Source organism: Mycolicibacter sinensis (assembly GCF_001673565.1).
Lineage (GTDB): Bacteria > Actinomycetota > Actinomycetes > Mycobacteriales > Mycobacteriaceae > Mycobacterium > Mycobacterium sinense_C.
Map to the genome: position 1 here is coordinate 56,049 of NZ_LZMF01000017.1, position 21,600 is coordinate 77,648.

16 protein-coding genes and 1 tRNA gene are annotated in these 21,600 nt (G+C 69.9%); 10 read left to right on the forward strand and 7 right to left on the reverse strand.

What is annotated here, in order from left to right:
- Positions 1-12: 12 nt before the first annotated feature.
- The 4 genes from A5648_RS02845 to A5648_RS02860 all read right to left on the reverse strand — a co-directional run bounded on the left by A5648_RS02845 (position 13) and on the right by A5648_RS02860 (position 4,248).
- On the reverse strand, positions 13-993 hold the full coding sequence (locus tag A5648_RS02845) for an FUSC family protein (protein ID WP_065023099.1): 981 nt from the start codon (positions 991-993) through the stop codon (positions 13-15).
- Positions 994-1,016: 23 nt separating this feature from the next.
- The gene (gene selB / locus A5648_RS02850; protein ID WP_065023100.1) at positions 1,017-2,816 is read right to left on the reverse strand and encodes a selenocysteine-specific translation elongation factor; all 1,800 of its coding nucleotides are present in this window, start codon (positions 2,814-2,816) and stop codon (positions 1,017-1,019) included.
- A 13-nt stretch (positions 2,817-2,829) separates the two neighbouring features.
- The gene (gene selA / locus A5648_RS02855; protein ID WP_065023101.1) at positions 2,830-4,137 is read right to left on the reverse strand and encodes an L-seryl-tRNA(Sec) selenium transferase; all 1,308 of its coding nucleotides are present in this window, start codon (positions 4,135-4,137) and stop codon (positions 2,830-2,832) included.
- Positions 4,138-4,153: 16 nt separating this feature from the next.
- Positions 4,154-4,248: transfer RNA gene (locus A5648_RS02860), tRNA-Sec, on the reverse strand.
- Positions 4,249-4,409: 161 nt separating this feature from the next.
- Between A5648_RS02860 and selD the strand changes: the two genes are divergently transcribed.
- Both selD and A5648_RS02870 read left to right on the forward strand, forming a co-directional pair.
- Positions 4,410-5,396: a selenide, water dikinase SelD gene (selD, locus tag A5648_RS02865; protein ID WP_065023102.1), complete on the forward strand. Its 987-nt coding sequence runs from the start codon at positions 4,410-4,412 to the stop codon at positions 5,394-5,396.
- Positions 5,393-5,605 carry a DUF2945 domain-containing protein gene (locus tag A5648_RS02870; protein ID WP_065023103.1) on the forward strand — a complete coding sequence of 71 codons (213 nt, stop codon included), beginning with the start codon at positions 5,393-5,395 and terminating at the stop codon, positions 5,603-5,605. Before selD ends, A5648_RS02870 begins: the two co-directional genes overlap by 4 nt.
- 7 nt (positions 5,606-5,612) lie before the next feature.
- Here A5648_RS02870 and nrfD read toward each other — a convergent pair whose 3' ends face one another.
- Genes nrfD through fdh form a run of 3 tightly spaced genes read right to left on the reverse strand, consistent with a single transcriptional unit; the run spans position 5,613 to position 10,902 of the window.
- Positions 5,613-6,668 carry an NrfD/PsrC family molybdoenzyme membrane anchor subunit gene (gene nrfD, locus A5648_RS02875; protein ID WP_065023104.1) on the reverse strand — a complete coding sequence of 352 codons (1,056 nt, stop codon included), beginning with the start codon at positions 6,666-6,668 and terminating at the stop codon, positions 5,613-5,615.
- Entirely contained in the window at positions 6,665-7,624 is a 960-nt protein-coding gene (locus A5648_RS02880) for a 4Fe-4S dicluster domain-containing protein (RefSeq protein WP_065023105.1), read from the reverse strand. The genes nrfD and A5648_RS02880 overlap by 4 nt, the downstream gene beginning before the upstream one ends.
- Positions 7,624-10,902: a formate dehydrogenase gene (gene fdh, locus A5648_RS02885; RefSeq protein WP_082966300.1), complete on the reverse strand. Its 3,279-nt coding sequence runs from the start codon at positions 10,900-10,902 to the stop codon at positions 7,624-7,626. The genes A5648_RS02880 and fdh overlap by 1 nt, the downstream gene beginning before the upstream one ends.
- Positions 10,903-10,991: 89 nt before the next feature.
- Here fdh and fdhD point away from each other — a divergent pair, with 89 nt between their 5' ends.
- The 8 genes from fdhD to A5648_RS02930 all read left to right on the forward strand — a co-directional run bounded on the left by fdhD (position 10,992) and on the right by A5648_RS02930 (position 21,598).
- Positions 10,992-11,816, forward strand: a complete 825-nt coding sequence (gene fdhD / locus A5648_RS02895; protein WP_065023108.1) for a formate dehydrogenase accessory sulfurtransferase FdhD — start codon at positions 10,992-10,994, stop codon at positions 11,814-11,816.
- A gap of 186 nt (positions 11,817-12,002) precedes the next feature.
- Entirely contained in the window at positions 12,003-12,296 is a 294-nt protein-coding gene (locus A5648_RS02900; RefSeq protein ID WP_064857096.1) for a hypothetical protein, read from the forward strand.
- 34 nt (positions 12,297-12,330) lie between these two features.
- Positions 12,331-12,618, forward strand: coding sequence for a WXG100 family type VII secretion target (locus A5648_RS02905; RefSeq protein WP_064857090.1), 288 nt, complete (start codon positions 12,331-12,333; stop codon positions 12,616-12,618).
- Positions 12,619-12,690: 72 nt separating this feature from the next.
- Positions 12,691-13,590 (forward strand): class I SAM-dependent methyltransferase, encoded by a 900-nt coding sequence (locus A5648_RS02910; protein ID WP_065023109.1) that lies wholly within the window; start codon positions 12,691-12,693, stop codon positions 13,588-13,590.
- 254 nt (positions 13,591-13,844) lie between these two features.
- Positions 13,845-15,677 carry a type VII secretion AAA-ATPase EccA gene (gene eccA / locus A5648_RS02915; RefSeq protein ID WP_065023110.1) on the forward strand — a complete coding sequence of 611 codons (1,833 nt, stop codon included), beginning with the start codon at positions 13,845-13,847 and terminating at the stop codon, positions 15,675-15,677.
- On the forward strand, positions 15,674-17,296 hold the full coding sequence (eccB, locus tag A5648_RS02920; protein WP_065023111.1) for a type VII secretion protein EccB: 1,623 nt from the start codon (positions 15,674-15,676) through the stop codon (positions 17,294-17,296). The genes eccA and eccB overlap by 4 nt, the downstream gene beginning before the upstream one ends.
- Positions 17,293-21,246, forward strand: a complete 3,954-nt coding sequence (eccCa, locus tag A5648_RS02925) for a type VII secretion protein EccCa (RefSeq protein ID WP_065023112.1) — start codon at positions 17,293-17,295, stop codon at positions 21,244-21,246. Before eccB ends, eccCa begins: the two co-directional genes overlap by 4 nt.
- 28 nt (positions 21,247-21,274) lie before the next feature.
- Positions 21,275-21,598, forward strand: a complete 324-nt coding sequence (locus tag A5648_RS02930) for a PE family protein (RefSeq protein ID WP_065023113.1) — start codon at positions 21,275-21,277, stop codon at positions 21,596-21,598.
- Positions 21,599-21,600 lie beyond the last annotated feature (2 nt).

Genomic DNA, 21,600 nt, shown 5'->3' on the forward strand with positions numbered 1-21,600 from the left:
TCGAACAGGGTGTCAGCGCGGCGCGAGAACGATGACCCGGTCCAGTTCGTCCACGCAGGTGTCGAGGGCGGCAGCCAGCGGGGCCGCAGTACCGGGCTGCGCCACCCAGTGACCGCGCGCCGACGCCGCGTGGGCTGCAGCGGGAGCGGGCTCGTCGCCGGCGAGGGCCGACGCTGCGTCGGCGAGTTCGCCGATCGCGGCGCGGACCGGTTCGGTGGGGGGCTTGTCGGTCCCGGTGACGGTGCGCGCCAGCTGAACCACGGAGGTGGCTAGCAGGGACAATTGTGCGGCCTGGCGATCGGCCGCGCGGGTCGCGTCGCGCAGCGACCAGCGAAGTGGGCAGATCCGCGCCAATTGTTCGGCGGTGCTACGGGCTTCGGTCAGGCGGGCGAGGCGGTGGTGCAGCTGCGCCGCGGCTGCAAGCATCCAGTCTGAATCGCCGGTGTGGCAACATGTCTGGGACAGGATGGTCCGTAGCGCCGCCAATACCTCGACCCGGGCCTCGCGCAGCACAGCCAGCGGATTTCTGGGGAAGACCACGATGCTGAAGGTCGCCGCCACTCCACCGCCGATCAGCGCGTCGAAAAGCCGCTCCGTTCCGATGCCCCCGTGCGGGAACGCCAGGACCAGGATCGCCGAGATGACGGTCTGGTTGACGAACATCGGACGGTGGAGCAGAAAGCCCCGCCCGATGAGCAACGCCGCGGACAGCGAGACCAGTACGACCACGGACATCGCGAACGGCCCGGTACCGAGCGCGTGGTGTACACCGCTGCCCAAGCCGATACCCAACCCCACCCCGACCACCATCTCGATCGCGAGCTGTGCGCGGACCACGTTGGTCGCCCACATGCACACCGCTGCCGCGATCGGCGCGAAGAATGGTGCGGTGTGGCCGAGCGCGTCGCGGGTCAAATACCAGGCCAGGCCGGCGGCCAGCGCGGTCTGCAGGATCGTCCACAGCGGGGCGCGCAGCCGAGAGGTGCCGATCATGGTGCCAGAAAACCGCATCTGATTTATCGGCGCACCACTTCGCGTTGGATCGCATCGATCCGCCGGGTCCAGCCGCGAGCGTCGAGGTACTCCAGTAGCGGGATCATCACCCGCCGGGTGGTGTGCAGCGCTTGTCGGGCTTGGCTGGCAGTGAACGGCTGATCCAACCGAGCAAGCTCACGCATCGCCAGGGCGGGCGCGGTCGGCAGCAGCACCAGGCTCTCGGTGAGCCGCAACAGCCGCCCGACCCGTTCGGCCGCCGCCAGCTCACGGCTGCCCAGGTGCAGGGCGGCCAGATCGTCGGCTTCCGGTGCCAGGAACGGATCGGCGGCCAACCGCGATTCGAGCGCGGCGATCGCGGCGTCGGCCGGGCCCAGATCGCCGGGCGGGCCGGGCAGCCGGATCAGCCCGTTGTGCTGCTCCAGGCCGGCGCTGCCGACGACGTCGTCGAGCAGGACCGGATCGGGGAGGGCCAACACGTCAACGGCTGCACCCCGCGACAGTCCGGCGGCCAACGGATCTCGCTGCCGCAGTTCGCGCACTTCGTTCTGCAGGCGCTCCCGCCAGGCGTCGTAAGTGGGGGCATGCACCCACCAGTCGCCGATCACCCGGACGCCGGCGGGCACCGTGGGGCAGTCGCAGCCCAGGATGTGCAATCGTTGTCGGGTGACCGCGCCGCGCCGAACCACCTCGGCGTGCGTCCGGCCGGTGTGATCAGTCAGATCCAGCTCGGCCAGCGCGGCGGACCGCCGGCCCGCGTCGCCGCGCCGGTGCAGGGCGGGCGGGTCGGCGTCAAGCACCAGCGCCCCGCCCAGGATCCGGCGGCTGCCGTGGCTGCGGAGCAGCAGTCGGTCGCCGGGGATCAGTGGCAGCGGGCGCTGCAGGGTGAGCCGGGCATGGTCGTTGTCGAAACACCGCAATCTCGCTGGTACCGCCGCGGTTCCGATGTGCACCGTGAGCTGCTCCGGCGCCGTGTCCAGCCCAGCTCCGGTGCTGCGCCGCACGTCGATGATCCCGGTGCTGTGCCAACTGTCCGGCGTGGTCAGCGCGGCACCGCGATGGACCGCATCGACGGCGATGCCGCGCAGGTTGACCGCGACCCGGGCCGTGGGCGCAACACTGGTCATCGGTTCACCGCAGCACTGCAGACCGCGGATGGCGACCGGCGTCGGTCGTTCCCCGGCGAGCAGGTCCAGATGGTCGCCACGTGTCAGCGTGCCGGAAGTCAGCGTGCCGGTCACGACCGTCCCGGACCCGCTGACCGGAAATGCCCGATCCACCCACAGGCGCACCCGCTCGTCGGCTCGAGGCGCCGGCACGCCGGCCAGTACGTCGTCGAGGGCGGTGCGCAGCTCGTCCAGCCCGGTGCCCTCGACCGCCGACACGGCGACGACCGGGGCGTCGCGCAGGCCGGTTCGGGCCAGTTCGATTCGGGCTTGCTCCGAGACTTCATCGACACGTTGCGCGGTGGCCCGATCGGCGCGGGTGAGCACCACCAGGCCGTGCGAAACACCCAGGGCGGCAACCGCGTCGCGGTGATCATCGGACTGCGCACACCAGCCCGCGTCGGCGGCGACCACGAAGCACACCACCGGCGCGGGCCCGAGCCCGGCCAGCGTGTTGGGCAGAAACCGTTCGTGGCCCGGCACGTCGACGAAAGCCACCTGACGACCGGACGGCAGCCTGGTCCAGGCGAACCCCAGGTCGATGGTGAGCCCGCGGCGGCGCTCCTCGGCCCAGCGATCGGGCTCCATGCCGGTGAGTGCGCGCACCAGGGTGGATTTGCCGTGATCGACGTGGCCGGCCGTGGCGACTACAAACATGGTCGGAACACGCTCAGCCGATCCGGTCGAGGGCGGTGCGCACCGCGGCCAGCAGCCGCTCATCGTCGGCTTCGGGCACACAGCGCAGATCGAGCAGGCAGGCGCCGTCGTGTACCCGGGGCAGTACCGCGGGTTCGCCGGCGCGCAGCGCGGCGGCGGTGGCCTCGGGCAGCCGGACCGCCCAACCCGGTAGCGGCACCCCGGGGGCGCCGCCGCCACCGACCCGGCCGTCGTGGGCGACCACGGTCGCTCCCACCGCGGCAGCCAACCGTTCAGCCCGGGCGCGCAAGTGATCCGGGTCGGCGTGCAGCGCTTGGATCACCGGGGCAGCCGCGCCGGCGACGGTGGCCTCCAGTGCGGCCAGGGTGAGTTTGTCGGCGCGGACGGCACGAGCCAGTGGGTGCCGCGCCAGCCAGGTGATGATCTCGGCGCGGCCCAGCATCAGACCGGCTTGTGGGCCGCCGAGCAGCTTGTCGCCGCTGGCGGTGACGACATCGGCGCCGTCGGAAAGTGCGGTGGCAGCGTCCGGCTCGTCGGGCAACAGCGGGTCGGGCGCCAACAGGCCGCTGCCCAGGTCGGCCACCAGTGGGACGCCGTGTTCGTTTGCCAGCGGCCGTAATTCGCGCAGTCCGACGGCGGTGGTGAAGCCGTGCACGACGAAGTTGCTGGGATGGACCTTGAGGATGCAGCCGGTTTGCGGTCCGAGGGCTTCGGCGTAGTCGCGCAGGTGGGTGCGGTTGGTGGTGCCCACTTCGCGCAGCGTCGCGCCGGTCGAGGCGATCAGGTCCGGCAGCCGGAAGCCGGCCCCGATCTCGATCAGCTCACCCCGGCTGACCACTACCTCTTTGCCGGCGGCCAGCGCGGTGGTGGCCAGCACCAGGGCGGCGGCACCGTTGTTGGCCACCAGCGCGTCCTCGGCGGCCGGGCAGGCGGTCAGCAGCGCGGCCCGGGTGGCGACACCACGCTTGGACCGGGCGCCGGTAGTCAGGTCGAGTTCGACGTCCACATAGCCGCTGGCCGCCACCAGCGCATCGACGGCCGCCTTCGATAGCGGGGCGCGACCGAGGTTGGTGTGTACCACTACGCCGGTGGCGTTGAGCACCGGCCGCAGGCTGGTTGCCGAACTGTGCGAAAGCTGCTCTAGCAACGAGGCTTTCACCTGCTCAGGATCAAGATCGCCGCGCCGCGCCCGGTCCTGGGCGTCGCGCACCAGGGCGCGGACGGCGTGGTCGCCCAGCCGGGTGCGTGCTGCAAGGACTTCGGGCAGCGCCAGCAGCGCGTCGGTGCGCGGAATGGCGCGACGCGGATCGAGCTGGCTCACTGCGCCTCCTGTCGGCTGGCGGAGGCGGACGGGAATCGAACCCGCCAGGCCGAGCTACTCGGCCTCACCGGTTTTGAAGACCGGGGAGCCCACCAGGACCCAAACGCCTCCGGGGATCAACCTATCGGCTGAGCCGCCCACGCGCGGTAAGTCACATCCGTCTCGGGCGTCCCGTGGCGGACCATGTGGGTCCTTTCGAATTGGATATCGCATGCGGTATCGCTTTCCGACGCCCTCACCTGCCTGGTGCTGCGTCAAGGGACACTGAACGGATGAATCCAGATGTCGTCCGGCTGACCGGCTACGCACATGGCGGCGGCTGCGCCTGCAAGATCCCGCCCGGCGAACTGGAGGACGCGGTGCGCGGCCTGACCGGGCAGGCGCACGACCGCGTCCTGGTAGGTCTCGACGACGGCGACGACGCGGCCGCCGTGCTGGTGCGTGACGACCTCGCGGTGCTCTCGACGGCGGACTTCTTCACCCCCGTCGTCGACGATGCCTACGACTGGGGCCGGATCGCCGCCGCCAACGCGCTCTCGGACATCTACGCGATGGGCGGAACCCCGGTGGTCGCGATCAACCTGGTCGGGTGGCCGCGAGAGGCGCTTCCCCTCGAGCTGATGACCGAGGTGTTGCGCGGCGGACTGGCGGTGGCGCAGCAGGCGGGCTGCCCGGTGATCGGCGGGCACTCCATCGACGACCCGGAGCCCAAGTACGGCATGGCGGTCACCGGGGTGGCCGATCCGAACCGGTTGCTGCGCAACGATGCCGCGGCGCCCGGGTTACCGCTGACGTTGACCAAACCGATCGGGGTGGGGCTGCTCAACAACCGCCACAAGCGCACCGGCGAGGTGTGTGCCGAGGCGGTGTCGGTGATGACCGAGCTGAACCGCGACGCCGCGCACGCCGCGTTGTCGCACGGTGTCCGAGCGGCCACCGACGTCACCGGCTTCGGACTGCTGGGTCACCTCCACAAGATGTGTCGGGCCTCGGGCGTGGGCGCGGTGATCAACCATGCGGCGGTGCCGGTCATCGAGGACGCCCGCGCGGCGTTGTGTGACGGCTACGTCTCCGGCGGCAGCCGGCGCAACCTGGACTGGGTGCGTCCGCACCTGCGCCCCGGCCCCGGAATCAGTGAGGACGAGCTGCTGCTGCTGGCCGACGCCCAGACGTCCGGCGGCCTGCTGGTTGTCGGGGAGCTTCCCGGGTATCCGGTGATCGGGCATACCGTGACGGGAAGCGGAATCGAGGTGCGATGAGCAAGTTCAAAGTCGGCGATCACGTGCGATGGAACTCCGAGGCCGGGCATGTGACCGGCAAGATCACCAAGGTCCACACCAAAGACACCGAATACAAAGGCCATACCCGACGCGCGAGCACCGATGAGCCGCAGTACGAGATCAAAAGCGACAAGACCGATCACATCGCCATGCACAAGGGATCGGCGCTGGAGAAACTGAAGGACTGAAGTCCGCTCAGCCCGCCGTGGTGATCGAATCTCCGGTGATGCCCGCGGCCCGGCGTTCCGCCAGTCGGCGCTTCTGCGGCTCGATGGTGTAGCGCGGGTCCTTCGCCGATTCCATCCCGGCCTCGAACACCCCGAACCGGGTCAGCGCAGACGCGGCAAGCAGCGCCAGCCCCGACAACGCCGCCACCGCCCGGTTCCGCCCGCCCAGCAGCGTCCCGATACCGCCGGCCACAGCCAGCCGTTCGCTGGCGCGCAGCATCACCCCCGCCCGGCCCTGATGCAGCGGTTCGGCGGCGATCGGGTCCATCCGGTGCTCCATCGCGCGGGTGGCGATCACATCACCGAGCACCCCCAGCACCGCCAGCCGGCGCGCCGGGCCGGCCTCGCCGACCGGCGTGGTCAGCATCGCCAGCCCCCCGGAAGCCAGGCTCGCCGAGCTGACGAACACGAACGGCAGGTCGCGGTGCGCGCCGTGCCAGGTCGGGGTGGCGGTGTCGCCCAGCAACGCCGCGGTGTAGACGGCCAGCGGCGCGGCGAACACGGCGGCCTCCAGCCCGGCCGGGCCCTCGACGGCGCGCAGCACGCCGCGCAGCGGGCCCAGTGGCAGCCGCTCACCGGTCATCCGGTCGACCTCGGCGACGGCCGCCACCCCGGCGCCCGCACCGAACCCCGACAGGATCCAGGAGCCCAGGCTCATCGGTGAGGTCAGCTTGATGGTGCGCAGCATGTTGACGAAGCGCTCCGGGCGACCGAGGTCGCTGATCAGCGCCGCCGCGCTCAACACGATCGCCACCAGCGCCGCCAGCCGGGAGTTGCGGCGCAACACCTTTCGGCCGGTGAGCTGGGCACCGGCAGCCAGCAGACCCGAGCCGCCGGCCAGGCCGCCGAGGAACAGGTAGGCGGCGATCTCATGCGACCACGGCGCGGGCTTGACCACCGGGCGCCCGTAGTAGGAGGTGAACTGCGCGTCGGGCACCATCGGCATCTCGCGGCCACCGTCACCGCCGCCCCGTCGCCGGCGTCTGCCGCCGCTACGCCGCGAACCGCTCGGTGCCGTGCTCACGAGCGTCCCAGGAACGCCACGGCGGCGGCGGCCAGCATCCCGGCCGCAGCCACGGCCGACCGTTTGAACATCGCCGGCAGGTCCGCGGTGCCCACCCGCGGGTCCGGGGGCAGGCCGTAGACCTCCGGCTCGTCGAGCAGCAGGAAGACCGATCCGGTGCCGCCGACTCCGTCGTGTTCATTGGCGCCGTAGAGCCGGGCTTCGGTGCGGCCCTGCGCGTGTAGTCGGGCCACCCGCTCCCGGCCTTCGGCGACGAGATCGTCGTGGTCGCCGAACTTGATCGATTCGGTCGGGCAGGTCTTGGCGCATGCCGGGATCTGCCCGTCGACGAGCCGGTCGTAGCAGAGCGTGCACTTCTGGGCGACCCCTGCCTTGGGCACCGGCTCGGCGCCGCGAGCAGACTTCGGCGCCGCGGTGCCGTCGGTGCGGCGCTCGATCACCCCGAACGGGCAGGCCGGCACACAGTTGCCGCAGCCGTTGCAGACGTCGTCCTGCACCACGACGGTGCCAAACTCGGTGCGGAACAGCGCACCGGTGGGGCAGACGTCCAGACACCCCGCGTGCGTGCAGTGCTTACACACGTCGGAGGCCATCAGCCAACGGAACTGATCCGTATCGGGAGGTGCGGTATCCACCTGCGCGCCCGGCATTTTCGGCATGCCGAGGCTGATCAGCTGGCGGCCGGACTCGCGTGCCTCGTCGATGGCGTCGCGGCCCTGTTCGATGAACGCGACGTGCCGCCAGGTGTTGGCGCCCAGCGCGCCGGTGTTGTCATAGGACGACCCGAGCAGCTCCAGCTCGCCGTCGGCCGGGTTGTGGTTCCACTCCTTGCAGGCCACCTCACAAGCCTTGCAGCCGATGCAGATCGAGGTGTCGGTGAGGAACCCCTTGCGCGGATGCTGCGGCGACCACCGGGCGTCGGCGGCAGGGTCGGAAGGTCCGGACAGTTGGCCCATCAGCCCCGCCTTTCCGGGTCGATATCGGTGTTGCCGGTCTCCGGCGTTGCGCCGGAACGGCTTTGGTACTCGGCGATCAGGCGCAGCAGTTCCTCGCCGTGTGGCCGCCGGCCCGGCCGGATGTCACAGGAACCGGCCTTGGATTCCTGGATCTGCACGTTGGGGTCCAAGGTCACCCCGAGCAGATCGTTGGCGGCATCGCCGCTGACCACCGCGTCACCGCCGACTCCCCAGTGGTACGGCAGCCCGATCTGGTGCACGGTATGCCCGCCCACGATCAGCGGCGTCATCCGGTCGGTCACCAGCACCCGCGCCTCGATCGCCGCCCGCGGCGAGATGATGGTGGCCCAGCCGTAGTTCTCCAGACCTCGCTCGGCGGCCAGCGCGGGGGAGACCTCGCAGAACATCTCCGGCTGCAGCTCGGCCAGATACGGCAGCCAGCGGCTCATCCCGCCGGCGGTGTGGTGCTCGGTAAGCCGGTAGGTGGTGAACACGTACGGGTAGACGTCGGCGCCCGGCTCGCCGGCGCTCGGAGCAGACAGATTATCCTTGCGGGGGAACGTGATTCGCGCGGGATTGCGCTGTTGGCGATACACCGCATTGGCGATCGGGGACTCCTGCGGCTCGTAATGGGTCGGCAGCGGCCCGTCCACCACACCCTTCGGCGCGAACAGCCAGCCCTTGCCGTCGGACTGCATCACGAACGGGTCGTCGCCGGCCAATGCGTCGGGCCCGCCCAACGCCGGGTCGGGCCGCGCACCCGGAGCGCGGTCGATGACGAAGTCGGGAACATCGTCGCCGGTCCAGCGGCCCGACTCGGCATCCCACCAGACATAGCGTTTGCGTTCACTCCACGGAACCCCATCGGGGTCGGCCGACGCGCGGTTGTACAGGATCCTCCGGTCGGCCGGCCAGGCCCAACCCCACTGCGACTGACTGCGACTCGGCCCGCCCCCCGGAGCGCGGCGGGCGGCCTGGTTGGCGCCGTCGGCGTACACCCCGGTGTAGATCCAGCAACCGGCAGCAGTGGAGCCGTCGGCACGCAGCTCGGTGTAGGACGACAGCGGAATGCCGTCCGCGCCACGGCCGTTGATTTCGGCCAGCACGGACTCCGGATCGGGGTCACCGTGGTCATCGACCGGGTAATCCCAGACCAGATCCAGCAGCGGCCGATCCCGCGGATCGGTCGACCCGGCCAGCTTGGCGCGAATCCGGTTGCCCAACTCGATAAAGAACTGCAACTCGCTGATGCAGTCCCCCGGCGGGGCGACCGCCTGGTGGCGCCATTGCAGCAGCCGCTGAGTCTGGGTGAACGTCCCGGCTTTCTCGACGTGGCTGGCGGCCGGCAGAAAGAACACCTCGGTCTCGATGTCTTCGGTACGCAGCTCCCCGGAGGCGATCTCGGGGCCGTCCTTCCACCAGGTGGCCGACTCGATCAGGTTGAGGTCGCGCACCACCAGCCACTTCAGGTGCGACATTCCCATCCGCTGCTGGCGGCCGTTGGCCGAGCCGACAGCCGGGTTCTGACCGAGCAGGAAGTAGCCCTCCACTTCGTCGGCGAGCATTCCGGTCACGGCCTGATAGGTGCCGTGTGGTCCGGTCAGGCGGGGCAGGTAGTGATAAGCCCAGTCGTTGTCGGCGGTCGCCGCATCGCCCCACCACGCCTTGAGCAGGCTGACCAGATACGCGTCGGCGTTGGCCCAGAATCCCTTCTGGCTCTTGGACCCGACCCGGTCCAGGTACTGGCGCAGGGTGTCGTCGCGCCCGGCCTTGGGCATCGGCAGATAACCGGGCAACATGTCGTAGAGCGTCGGGATATCGGTGGAGCCCTGAATGCTGGCGTGCCCGCGCAGCGCCATGATCCCGCCACCCGGCCGGCCGACGTTGCCCAGCAGCAGCTGCAGGATCGCCGCGGTGCGGATGTACTGGGCGCCCAGGGTGTGCTGCGTCCAGCCCACCGCGTAGGCGAAACAGGTGGTGCGCTCGCGCCCCGAGTTGGCCGTGACCGCGTGGGCCAGGTAGCCGAACGTCTCGGGGTCGATGCCGCAGACCTCCCGGACCATCTCGGGGGTATAGCGCGCGTAGTGCCGCTTGAGGATCTGGAAGACCGTGCGCGGATGCTGCAAAGTTTCGTCGCGCTGCACTCGATGGTGTTCGAGTGCCGGGCCGCCGCTGCCGAACGTCTCGCCGACCGCGCGCGCCGATGCGCTGGTGCCGTGCTCATGGCCGCCGCCGGGCGAGCCGATGTCGTTGTCGCCGGCCTCGCGGCTCTGGTATGCCCAACTCGACGGGTCGTACTGGCCGGTCTTGGGATCGAAGCCGGAGAACAGCCCGCCCAAATCCTCGGTGTCGCGGAAGTCCTCACTGACCAGCGTCGCGGCGTTGGTGTAGGCGAGCACGTACTCACGGAACCACAGGTCGTGGGTGAGCACGTGGTTGATCAGCGCGCCCAGCAGCACCACATCCGAGCCGGCCCGGATCGGGACGTGCTTGTCGCACACCGCCGAGGTTCGGGTGAACCGCGGGTCGACGTGGATCACCACCGCGCCGCGGGCCCGCGCCTCCTCCACCCACTGGAAACCCACCGGATGGCACTCGGCCATGTTGGAGCCCTGGATGACGATGCAGTCGGCATTCGCCATGTCTTGCAGGCTTTGCGTCGCGCCACCGCGACCGAAGGAGGCTCCCAGACCGGGAACCGTGGCGGAGTGTCAAATACGAGCTTGGTTGTCGATCTGTATCGCGCCGGCGGCGGTGAGGAGCTTCTTGATGACGTAGTTCTCTTCGTTGTCCAGCGTGGCGCCGCCCAGCGAAGCGATCCCCATGGTGCGCCGCAGCGGCCGGCCGTCGGCGTCGTGGTCCTGCCAGGTGTTGCGCCGCGAGGCGATGAACCTCTCGGCCACCATGTCGATGGCGGTGTTCAGCTCCAGCGGCTGCCACTGCGTGGCACGCGGCGCCCGGTACAGCACGCTGATCTGGCGGCCGGGGGAGTTGACCAGCTGCTCGCTCGCGGCGCCCTTGGGACACAGCCGCCCCCGCGAGATCGGCGAGTCCGGATCGCCCTCGATCTGCACGACCTTCTCGTCTTTGACGTAGACGCGCTGCCCGCAGCCGACCGCGCAGTACGGGCAGACGCTTTGCACCACCCGGTCGGCGGTCGCGGTTCGCGGCGCGATGGCACGGGTGCGTTCGGAGGTGACGGCCGGCCCGCGGCCGAGCAGGTCACCGGTGCGCAGTTGCCGGATTACCGGCCACTCCAGGAATTTTCGCTGAACCATCCCTGCAGCGTAGTCCCGGTGTGCGCGAGCGACGCGCGGTTCGGCGGCAACCCGGCGCCGGTGAGAACCCGAGCCGGGATGATGGAGCGATGAGTCGGATAACCCAGCGCCGGCGGGTCAGCCACCTTGTCGCCGGTGACGCGACCCAGCGGTCCGAGACCTTGGCGGTCGAGGAACCGCTGGAAATCCGGCTGGGCGGCACGCCGCTCACGGTCACGATGCGCACGCCCGGATCGGATATCGAGCTGGCGCAGGGCTTTTTGCTCACCGAGGGGATCATCTCGGGTCGCGATGACGTGCTCAGCGCCCGATATTGCGGCCGGCCGGACGGAACGAACACCTACAACGTGCTGGACGTGACGTTGGCGCCGGGCGTTCCGGCGCCCGCGGTGGACGTCACCCGCAACTTCTACACCACCTCGTCGTGCGGTATCTGCGGCAAAGCCTCACTGGAAGCGGTGCGGCTCGCCAGCCGCTACGACCCGGGCGACGACCCGGTGCGCGTCACCGCGGCGGCACTGACCGCGATGCCGGATCAGCTGCGGGCCGCACAGGACGTCTTCGCCACCACCGGCGGTCTGCATGCCGCGGCGCTGTTCGACTTCACCGACGGCGGCACCATGCGGGTGGTTCGCGAGGACGTCGGCCGGCACAACGCCGTCGACAAGGTGATCGGGTGGGCCCTCGAGAACGGCCAAGTGCCGCTGGCCGGGGCCGTGCTGCTGGTCAGCGGGCGGGCGTCGTTCGAGCTGACCCAGAAGGCGGTGATGGCCGGGATTCCGGTCCTGGCTGCGCTCTCGGCCCCGTCATCGCTGGCCGTCGACCTGGCCGCCGACTGCGGACTGACCCTGGTGGCGTTTCTGCGGGGCGCTTCGATGAACGTCTACAGCCGTCCGGACCGCATCATCGGCTGAAGCGTTTACCGCAATCGCGGATAGGAACGGCATCAGCGGTTCGTAGATCCTGTTAGATACCGTACGATTTATCCTCAGATATTGACCTGACCGACTCCCCCGGGCGTACCGTCGTTGCGTGCCGTGTCTCGGGAACCGGACCGGCGTGGTTCGCGACTAACCGGTAGTGGAGAAAGGAGTGCGGTGATGAGTTTGTTGGATGCCCATATTCCGCAGTTGGTGGCCTCGGAGTCGGCGTTTGGGGCTAAGGCGGCGTTGATGCGGTCGACGATGGCGCAGGCCGAGCAGGCGGCGTTGTCGGCGCAGGCGTTTCACCTCGGTGAGGCGGCGGCGGCGTTTCAGGGGTCGCATGCGCGGTTTGTGGCGATGGCGGCGCGCGTGAATGCGTTGCTGGATATGGCGCAGGCGAATTTGGCGGATGCCGGCAGTACCTATGTGGCGGCTGACGCGGCGGCTGCTTCTGGTTACACCGGGGTTTAAGGGATATCGGGGCCAGAGAAAGGAACACAGTCTGATGTCGCAGATTATGTACAACTACCCGGCGATGTTGGCCCATGCGGCTGAGATGAATGGGTATGCGGGCACGTTGCAGGCCGTCGGTGCCGATATTGCCAGTGAGCAGGCGGCGTTGTCGGCGGCGTGGCAGGGCGATACGGGGATGACGTATCAGGCGTGGCAGGTGCAGTGGAATCAGGCGATGGAGGAGTTGGTGCTGGCTTATCGTGCGATGGCGAGCACCCATGAGACCAACACCATGATGATGAATGCCCGCGACACCGCCGAAGCGGCCAAGTGGGGCTGAGCGGTCGGCAGCCCGAAGTAATCGGGGATTCCACGCTGATCACTGCGGCGTAGGGTCACTGGAATGCCTGAGATGCGCAGTGAAGGTGACAGTTGGGACATCACCACGAGTGTCGGTTCGACCGCCTTATTCGTGGCCACCGCCAGGGCGTTGGAAGCCCGCAAGCCGGAACCGTTGGCGGTCGATCCCTATGCCGAGGTGTTCTGCCGGGCGGCCGGCGGGGACTGGGAGGCCGTGGTCGAGGGCAACCTGCTCGACCATCAGTTGTTGACCAGTGATTTCGGCGAGCACTTCGTCAACTTCCAGGGGGCGCGTACCCGCTACTTCGACGACTACTTCCGCCGCGCCGCCGACGCCGGGGTGCGCCAGGTGGTCATTCTGGCGGCCGGGCTCGACTCCCGGGCCTACCGATTGGACTGGCCGGACGGGACGACGATCTTCGAACTGGACCAGCCTCAGGTGCTGGCCTTCAAGAGCTACGTGCTCTCCCAGCGCGGCATCCGGCCGACAGCGGAGCGGCGCGAGGTCGCCGTCGACCTCCGCGAGGACTGGCCCGCGGCGCTTGTCGCCAGTGGCTTCGACCCGGCCCAGCCCTCGGCTTGGATCGCCGAGGGTCTACTGATCTACCTTCCGGCCGACGCGCAGGAGCAGTTGTTCACCGGCATCGACGGCCTGGCCGCTCCGGGCAGCCAGGTCGCGGTCGAGGACGGCGCCCCGCTCTCCGATGAGGACTTCGCCGCGGCGGTGGAGGCCGAAGTGGCGGCCGACGACGACAGCCGCATCTTCCACCGGTTGGTCTACAACGAACGCTGCGCACCGGCCGATGAGTGGTTCGGCGCACGGGGCTGGACCGCAGTGGCGACGCCGCTGGCGGATTACCTGCGCGAGCTGGGCCGGCCCGTCCCGGGGCCGGGTACCGAGGCCGGGCCGATGGTCGCGCGGAATGCGCTGGTCCGGGCGGTCAAAAAGTAGGAGAGGTCGGCGATTGCCGGGCAACCCCGGTGCGGTACCGTGCAGAGATAAACGAAAATGATTTTCAATAAGGAGTCTGACATGGGGTGGAACGGTGGCCGCGCGCTCGGCCCGGGTCTGGGCGCCCGCAAAGCGCGGATAACGGTGACGGAAGCCACCCGGCGATCGCCTCGACCCACCTCGACAGTTAGCTTATGCAATGCTAACTTCAGCCGAGTTAGCTTAGGCAACACTGGCGAAGGGGCGAGCCACGCATGACCAACGGTGACGCGGCTCTGTTGACACCGCACCCACGGGTCGACGAGGAAACCCTCAGCCGATTCGCCACCTGCTGCCGTGCCCTGGGCCTCCCGGTCTACCAGCGGCAACGCCCCGCGGACCTGACTGCAGCCCGCACCGGGTTTGCCGCGCTGACCCGAATCGCGCACGAGCAGTGCGACGCCTGGGCCGGCCTGGCCGCCGCCGGCGACCAGTCACCGCGGGTGTTGGCCGCCGTCTCGGCGACCGCGGCCAGCGCCGGGGCGCTGCAGCGGCGACTGGACCTGCCGGCCGGCGCGCTGGGCTTCCACTATGACACCGGGCTGTATTTGAAGCTGCGCGCCACCGACGCCGACGACTTCCACCTGGCGCACGCCGCCCAACTGGCGATGGCCGGCCGCTGCGCGGAGGCCAACGAGCTGGTCGCCGAGATCACCCAGCGGCGTCCGGGCTGGAACGACGCGCGCTGGCTGGCGATCGCGGTGAACCACCACGCCGGGCGCTGGTCGGACATGGTCAAACTGCTGACCCCGATCGTCAACGACGCCGACCGCGACGAGCTGTTCACCCACGCCGCCAAGATCGCCCTCGGCGTCGCCCTGGCCCGACTCGGCATGTACGCCCCGGCGCTGTCCTACCTCGAGGAGCCGGACGGGCCCATCGCCGTCGCCGCCACCGACGGGGCGCTGGCCAAAGGGCTGATCCTGCGGGCGCAGGGCGACGATGAGACGGCCGAAGAGGTGCTGCAGGACCTCTACGCCGCCAACCCGGAGAACGAACAGGTCGAGCACGCCTTGCTCGACCACAGTTTTGGGATCGTCACGACCACCGCCGCGCGGATCGAGGCCCGGACCGATCCCTGGGACCCCGAGACCGAGCCGAGCGCTGAGGACTTCGTCGACCCGGCCGCTCATGAGCGCAAGGCCGAACTGCTGGCCGAAGCCGAACGTGAGCTCGGCGAGTTCATCGGCCTGTCCGAGGTCAAGAACCAGGTGCAGCGCCTCAAGAGCTCGGTGGCCATGGAGGTGGTGCGCAAGCAGCACGGCCTGGCCGTCGGCCAGCGCACCCACCACCTGGTGTTCGCCGGTCCGCCCGGGACCGGTAAGACCACCATCGCCCGCGTGGTGGCCAAGATCTATTGCGGCCTGGGGCTGTTGAAGAAAGAGAACATCAAAGAGGTGCACCGCGCCGACCTGATCGGTCAGCACATCGGTGAGACCGAGGCCAAGACCAACGCGATCATCGACAGCGCGCTGGACGGCGTGCTGTTCCTCGACGAGGCCTACGCGCTGGTGGCCACCGGCGCCAAGAACGACTTCGGCCTGGTCGCCATCGACACCCTGCTGGCGCGCATGGAGAACGACCGCGACCGCCTGGTGGTGATCGTCGCCGGCTACCGCGCCGACCTGGACCGGTTCCTGGACACCAACGAAGGTCTGCGGTCGCGCTTCACCCGCAGCATCGACTTCCCGTCCTACCAGCCGCCGGAACTGGTCGAGATCGCCTACAAGATGGCCGAGCAGCGCGACAGTCGCTTCGAGCAGTCCGCGCTCGAAGAGATGCAGGCGCTGTTCGGCCAGCTGGCCGAGGCGTCGCACCCCGACGCCAACGGGATCGCCCGGCGCAGCCTCGACATCGCCGGCAACGGCCGGTTCGTCCGGAACCTCGTCGAACGCTCCGAGGAGGAGCGCGAGTTCCGGCTCGACCATTCCGAACAGTCCGGTACCGGTGTGTTCACCGATGAGGAGCTCATGACCATCACGACCGAAGATGTCCGTTACTCGGTGACGCCGTTGCTGCGTGGCCTGGGTCTGGAGGCCAACGCGTGAGCGCCGCTTCCCAAGACCGATCCGATGAGGAGCGGCGCTCGTTCGCATCCCGCACCCCGATCAACGAGAACCCCGACCGGGTCGAGTACCGGCGGGGTTTCGTCACCAAGCACCAGGTCAGCGGCTGGCGGTTCGTGATGCGGCGGATCGCCTCCGGGGTGGCCCTGCACGACACCCGGATGCTGGTGGAGCCGCTGCGCTCGCAGGCCCGCGCGGTGATGATGGGACTGCTGGTGCTGGCGACCGTGGCCGGCGGCTGCTTCGTGTTCACGCTGATCTGGCCCAACAGTGCCGCGGCCAATGACCCGGTGCTGGCGGACAAGTCGACCTCGGCGCTGTACGTGCGGGTCGGCGACCAGCTGCACCCGGTGTTGAACCTGACCTCCGCGCGGCTGATCGCCGGTCGCCCGGTCAACCCGACCGCGGTGAAAAGCGCTGGGCTGGACAAGATTCCGCGCGGCAACCTGATCGGTATCCCTGGTGCCCCGGAGCGGATGGTGCAGAACACCAGCCGTGATGCGGACTGGACGGTGTGCGACTCGGTGGCCGGTGCGGCAGCCGGGACGACGGTGATCGCCGGGCCGCTGGGCGACGGTGGATCCCGGGCCGGCGCGCTTGATGCACAGCATGCGGTGCTGGCCGACAACGGTGCCGGCGCCTGGCTGCTGTGGGAGGGAAAGCGCAGCCGGATCGACCTGTCCGACCGGGCCATCACCGGCGCGCTCGGGCTCGGCGAACGGGGCACGGCAGTCCCGACGCCGCGGTCGATCTCGACCGGCCTGTTCAACGTCATCCCGGAGGCGCCCGCGCTGACCGCGCCGGTGATTCCCGGCGCCGGCGACAAGCCGTCATACGACCTGCCGGGCGGCGCACCGGTGGGCGCGGTGGTGGCGGCGCACGCCCTGGAGGGCAACGCGCAAGGAACCCTGCGCTACTACGCGGTGCTGCCGGACGGTCTGCAGCCGATCTCCGGTGTGGTCGCCGCGGTGCTGCGCAACACCGACTCGCACGGCCTGGACCGGCCGCCGCTGCTCGGCGCCGACGACATCGCGCGGCTGCCGGTGTCGCACGCCCTGGACACCTCCCGCTTCCCCGAGCAGCCGGTCGGCACCACCGATTCGGTGGCTGCCCCCCTCACGTGTGCGCACTGGAGCAGAGCGGCCGGGGCCAGCACCAGCACGCTGACGCTGCTGTCCGGCTCCTCGCTGCCGCTGCGCGACGGAGTCCGCACCCTGGATCTGGTGGGAGCCGGAGTCGGCGGCACCGCCGCCCGGGTCGCCCTGGCCCCGGGCACCGGCTACTTCACCCAGAGTGTCAGCGGCGACCCGACCGCCAACCCGACTGGGGGCCCGCTGTTCTGGATCTCTGACACCGGGGTGCGCTACGGGGTCAACACCGAGGCCGGTACCACCGGTGGCGACGGTGACACCGTGTCGGCGCTCGGGCTGAGCCAGCCCGCGCTGCCCATCCCGTGGTCGGTGCTGTCGCAGTTCGCTCTCGGGCCCACCCTGTCGCGCGCCGACGCGCTGCTGGCCCACGACGCACTGGCGCCGGATCAACGGCCCGTCCGCCGCGCTACGACCGAGCTGGGTGCCACCGACGGGGGAGAGACCCGATGAGCCGACTGATCTTCGAGGCCCGGCGCCGGCTGCCGGCGCCGCCCACCGACAAGGGCACCATCACCATCGAGCCGCCTCCCGAGCTGCCCCGGGTGGTGCCGGCGTCGTTCCTGCAGCGGGCGCTGCCGGTGGTGATCGTGATCCTGATCGTCGGCATGGTGATCGCCATGGTCGCCACCGGTATGCGGCTGATCTCCCCGGTGATGCTGTTCTTCCCGTTCGCCTTGCTGGTGGCGGCGGCCGGCATTTACCGCGGCGGCGACAAGAAGACCCGCACCGTCGAGGTCGACGCCGAACGGGCCGACTACCTGCGCTACCTGTCGGTGGTGCGGGACAACATCCGGGGTTCGGCCGCCAAGCAGCGCGCCGCCGCGGAGTGGTCGCACCCGGAGCCGTCGGATCTGGCCGCCGTGCCCGGTTCGCGGCGGCAGTGGGAGCGCGACCCGCACGACGAGGACTTCCTGGTGGTGCGCACCGGCCGGCACTCGGTACCGCTGGCCAGCGCGGTGCGGGTCACCGACACCGCCGACGAGATCGACCTGGAGCCGGTGTCGCACAGCGCATTACGCAGCCTGCTCGACACTCAGCGCACGGTGCGCGACGTGCCCGTCGGTCTGGACCTGACGAAGGTGTCCCGGATCACCGTGCTGGCCGATTCGGCCGACGAGGTGTCCGCTGCGGTGCGGGCCTGGGTTGCTCAGGCCGTCACCTGGCACGACCCCACCATGCTCGGGGTGGCGCTGGCCAGCCCCGAGCTGGAGAGCCCGGCCTGGTCCTGGCTGAAGTGGTTGCCGCACATCGACATTCCCGGCGCCGTCGACGGCGTCGGCCCGGCCCGCTACCTGGCGAGCAGCCCTGAGGAGCTGGCCGTGCTGCTGGCTCCGGCGCTGGCCGAGCGTCCGCCGTTCACCGGAGAGCCGGCCGAGACGGCGCGGCACCTGCTGGTGATCATCGACGACCCGGACTTCGACCTGGCCGCCTCCTCGCTGGGCGCCGCCCGGGCCGGGGTCACCATCGTGCAGCGCGGCAGCGTCGCACCGAACCGCGAACAGTACTCCGACCCCGAACGCCCGATCCTGCGGATCAGCGCTGACGGGGAGTCCATCGACCGCTGGCAGACCGGCGGCTGGCAGCGCTATGTGGATCAGGCCGACGCCCTCGGCGCCGATGAGGCCGCCCACCTGGCGCGGCGGCTGTCCCGTTGGGACTCCAACCCGACGCACGCCGGGCTGCGTTCGGCGAGCACCCGCGGGGCGACCTTCACCACCTTGCTGAACATTCCCGACGCCTCCCGCCTCGACGTACCCGCGCTGTGGGCGCCGCGGAACCGCGACGAGGAACTGCGGGTTCCGATCGGGGTCACCGCGACCGGCGAGCCGCTGATCTTCGACCTCAAGGACGAGGCCGAGGGCGGGATGGGCCCGCACGGCCTGATGATCGGCATGACCGGCTCCGGCAAGTCGCAGACGCTGATGGCGATCCTGCTCTCGCTGCTCACCACGCACTCCGCGGACCGGCTGATCGTGATCTACGCCGACTTCAAGGGTGAGGCCGGCGCCGACATCTTCCGGCACTTCCCGCAGGTCGTCGCGGTCATCTCCAACATGGCCGAGAAGAAGTCGCTGGCCGACCGGTTCGCCGACACCCTGCGCGGCGAGGTGGCCCGGCGTGAGCTGCTGCTGCGCGAGGCCGGCCGCCAGGTGCAGGGCAGCGCGTTCAACTCGGTGACCGAGTACGAGGCCGCGATCGCCGCGGGCCACGATCTGGCCCCGATCCCGACGCTGTTCATCGTCGCCGACGAGTTCACCTTGATGCTCGCCGATCACCCCGAGTACGCCGAGCTGTTCGATTACGTTGCGCGCAAGGGCCGTTCGTTTAGGATCCACATCCTGTTCGCCTCGCAGACCCTGGACGTCGGCAAGATCAAGGACATCGACAAGAACACCTCCTACCGGATCGGTCTGAAGGTGGCCAGTCCCAGCGTCTCTCGGCAGATCATCGGGGTGGAGGACGCCTACCACATCGAATCCGGCAAGGAGCACAAGGGCGAAGGCTTCCTGGTGCCCGCCCCGGGTGCTGCGCCGATCAAATTCCGCAGCACCTACGTCGACGGCATCTACGACCCGCCGCGGCAATCGCGAGCCGTGGTGATGCACGCGATTCCAGAACCCAAGCTGTTCACCGCCGGTGCGGTGGCCTCCGGTGCGGAGACCACCATCGTGGCCGAGCACGACGACGAGACGTACGCGCCGCCGCGCAAGTTGATCGCGACGATCGGTGACCAGCTGGCGCACTACGGCCCGCAGGCGCCGGTGCTGTGGCTGCCTCCGCTGGACGACACCATCCCGCTGGCCGAAACCGTGGCTCGCGCGGGAATCGGCGAGCGGCAGCTGCGCTGGCCGCTGGGTGAGATCGACAAGCCGTTCGACATGCGCCGCGACCCGCTGGTGTTCGACGCCCGCTCGGCCAGCGGCAACATGCTCATCCACGGCGGGCCCAAGTCCGGGAAAACGACTGCGCTGCAGACGTTCATCATGTCGGCGGCCAGCCTGCACTCGCCGCGTGAGGTCACCTTCTACTGCCTGGACTACGGCGGCGGGCAGCTGCGTGCGCTCGAGGACCTGGCCCATGTGGGCAGTGTCGCGTCCGGGCTGGAGCCCGAGCGGATCCGCCGCACGTTCGGCGAACTCGAGCAGTTGCTGACCGCCCGCCAGCAGCGGGAGGCGTTCCGGGACGGCAGTATCGGGTCGCTCAACGACGGGTACGGCGAGGTCTTCCTGGTCATCGACAACCTGTACGCGTTCAGCCGGGACAACACCGACCAGTTCAACACCCGTAACCCGTTGCTGGCCAAGGTGACCGAGCTGGTCAACGTCGGCCTGGCCTACGGCATCCACGTGGTCGTCACCACCCCGAGCTGGCTCGAGGTGCCGCTGGCGATGCGCGACGGGCTGGGGCTGCGCCTCGAGCTCAAGCTGCACGACCCGCGCGACAGCAACGTCCGGGTGGCCGGGGCCCTGACCCGGCCCGCCGAGGCGGTGCCGGCCAATCAGCCGGGCCGCGGCCTGACCATGGCCGCCGAGCACTTCCTGATCGCCCAACCGGATCTGAGCCAGATCGCCGAGATCAACGCCCGCCACCCCGGGCTGGCCGCGCCGCCGGTGCGACTGCTGCCGACGAACCTGGCGCCCGAAGAGGTCGGGACGCTGTGGCCGGGCTCGGAGCGGATCGTCATCGGTCAGCGCGAAGAGGACCTGGCGCCGGTGGAGTTGGACTTCACCGACAACCCGCTGGTGATGGCGCTCGGGGACAGCAAGTCCGGCAAGACCACCCTGCTGCGCCACATCATCCGCACCGTGCGGGAGAACAGCACCGCCGAGCAGGTGGCGTTCACCGTGCTGGATCGCCGGCTGCACCTGGTCGACGAACCGCTGTTCGCCGACAACGAGTACACCGCCAACGTCGACCGGGTGATCCCGGCGATGCTGGGCCTGTCTGCGCTGATCGGCTCGCGCCGGCCGCCGGCCGGACTGTCGGCCGCCGACCTGGCCGGGTGGACCTTCCACGGGCACACCCACTACCTGATCATCGACGACGTCGACTCGATCCCGGACTCCCCGGCGCTGACCGGGCCGTATGCGGGTCAGCGGCCGTGGACCAACCTGATCGGGCTGCTGTCGCAGGCCGGTGATCTGGGGCTGCGGGTGATCGTCACCGGCCGGGCCACCGGGTCGGCCCACGCGTTGATGACCAACCCGCTGCTGCGTCGCCTCAACGACCTGCAGGCGACCACCCTGATGTTGTCGGGCAACCCGGCCGATTCCGGCAAGATCCGCGGCCAGCGGTTCGGCAGGTTGCCGGCGGGCCGGGCGATGCTGCTCGGCGACAGCGACGAACCCACCTATCTGCAGCTGGTCAATCCATTGTTCAGCCAGAGCCTGACGCGCTGACGCGCATCGAAGGGAAGGAGAAACAGTCATGACGCTCAACGTGGTTCCGGAAGGTCTCGCCGCCGCCAGCGCGGCGGTCGAGGCGCTGACCGCCCGGCTGGCGGCCGCACAGGCCAGTGCCGCCCCGCTGATCACCGCGGTGATTCCGCCGGCGGCCGACCCGGTGTCGCTGCAGACCGCTGCCGGTTTCAGCGCGCAGGGCAGCGAGCATGCCGCGGTGGGCGCCCAGGGCGCCACCGAACTCGGCCGCGCCGGTGTGGGTGTCGGTGAGTCCGGCGTCAACTACGCCGTCGGTGACGCCGCGGCCGCCTCGACCTATGTGGCAGGCCACGCGGGGGGCACGAGCGCCTGATG